1 tRNA gene and 1 pseudogene are annotated in these 1,931 nt (G+C 61.9%); one reads left to right on the forward strand and one right to left on the reverse strand.

What is annotated here, in order from left to right:
* Positions 1 to 245 precede the first annotated feature (245 nt).
* Positions 246 to 318 (forward strand) — tRNA-Ala (locus ACGF5C_RS34310).
* Between the two features lie 619 nt (positions 319 to 937).
* Here ACGF5C_RS34310 and ACGF5C_RS34315 read toward each other — a convergent pair.
* Positions 938 to 1,912 (reverse strand): annotated as a pseudogene (locus ACGF5C_RS34315) (recombinase family protein); the annotation flags it as partial.
* Positions 1,913 to 1,931: the final 19 nt, after the last annotated feature.

The following is a 1,931-nucleotide window of genomic DNA, read 5'->3' on the forward strand; positions in this document are numbered from 1 at the left end:
GGCCGCCACCGCCTCGAACTGTTCGGCAGTTACCACGTCAGCCAGCAGAACACCTTCACCGGCCGCCTCACCCCCGCCATGCTCCGCACGGTCCTCGGCGAAGCCGCCACCAGTGCCGGCCTCCACCTCACCCCGCCCACCCCCGAACCCACCTGACCCCGCATTTCCCCACATCGACCAGCCGATTCGGAATCTCCGGCCCCCACCTGCTAAAGTTCTCCTCCGTTGGCCCGGAAACGAGCCATGGGGCTATGGCGCAGTTGGTAGCGCGTCTCGTTCGCATCGAGAAGGTCAGGGGTTCGATTCCCCTTAGCTCCACCTTGGAGGGTGTACTAGAACACGGTGCCGAATCAATGCCGTGTAGTAGTACGCCGACGCCATCGCTTCCGTGTGAAGCGGTGGCGTTTTTCGTTTTAGCGGCCCCATCGTCTGTCAGGGGGGATGCGGTGGGGTGGCCGGTTCCGCGTGCGCGTTGGATCGCGTGGAGACGGTTGAACGGTTCGTGGAGACGGTGGTCGGCGATCTGTTCGTCCTCAATGTAGAGGGCGCGGAAGATGGTTTGGTTGAGCATCCGGCGTTGGTGGTCGTTGCATCGGCGGTAGAGCTGTTGGGGGTTCTCGAGTAGTTCGAGCGCTATGTCGATGAGTTTGGCGCTGTCGGAGAGGTTTTCGGTCGTGGTGGTCAGGCGCTGCGTCAGGCGTTGGCGGTCGCGGGCGATCTCCTGGAGTTTGGTTTTGATCTTGAGTTGCGGCGCGGTGGCGTCTGCGGCCAGTTCGATCAGGTTGTCTTCGCGGGTGTCCAATGCCTGTAGTTCGGTGGTGAGTTGTTTGTGGAGTAGTCGCTCGGCCGCGTCTCGTTCGTTGATCACCGTGGTCACGTGTGCGCGGACTTCGGCGATGAACTCGGCGCTGAAGCGCACGGTCGCGTAGTGGGCTTCCACGGCGTCCTCGACCAGCGCGACGTTGATGTAGGGGGCGTCGCAGGTGCCGTCTTGTCTGTTGCGGCAGAAGAAGTACGTGTATTCGGTGCCACGTCGGTTGAGGGTGTGCTGGATGATCATGCGGGTGGTGCTGCCTGTGGTTCGGTGGCAGCGCTGGCAGAACAGGGAGCCTTTGAGGTAGTGGGGGTGTTCGCGTCGGCGTTCCCCGGCGGTGCTGCGTGCGTCGAGGATGTCTTGGACGCGGTCGAAGAGGTTTTCGTTGATGAGGGGTTCGTGGCGGCCTTTGATCTCTTCACCGTCGTAGGTGACGTAGCCGAGGTAGTACCGGTCCCGCAGCATTTGGGAGAGTTTGTTGATGGAGACCTGTTTGGCGGGGTGTTTCCTGGTGGGCCGGGTACGCAGGCCCCGGTCGTAGAGTTCGTCGGACAGGGTGTCGAGGGTGTAGTTGTCGGTGGCGAACAGTTCGAAGGCGAGTTGCACCAGTGGCGCTCGCTCGGGGTCGGTGGCGATGGTGCGGATCTCGCGGCCGTCGAATCGGTCGATCACATTGCGGTAGCCGAGTCGGGCGCGTCCGATTGTGCCTCCGTTACGGGCTTTCTGGCCCATTTTGTAGGCGATGTCGGCCCCGGATTCGCGAGATTGGTATTCGTTGAAGGTGGCGAGGATGCCGTGCATAAGCTGGCCGACTGGTGTGTCGTCGATGCTTTCGGTGGCCGAGATGAGGGTGACACCGCGTTTGCGGAGATCTGCCATGACGATGGCGTCGTCTATCCGGTTGCGTGCCATGCGGGATAGCTTGTAGACGATGACATAGTCGATGTCTCGTTCGGCCCGCACTCGGGCGAGTAATCGTTGAAAGGCGACTCGTTTCGACATTTCGGTGGCCGTGCGCCCTGGTTCGATGTACTCGTCCACGATGGTCAGCCCGAGTTGTTCTGCCTTCTGCTGGCACTTGACGCGCTGCGCCGGAATCGATTGACCTTCCGGGTCG

This window comes from Micromonospora sp. NPDC047620, assembly GCF_043205005.1.
Taxonomy (GTDB): domain Bacteria; phylum Actinomycetota; class Actinomycetes; order Mycobacteriales; family Micromonosporaceae; genus Micromonospora.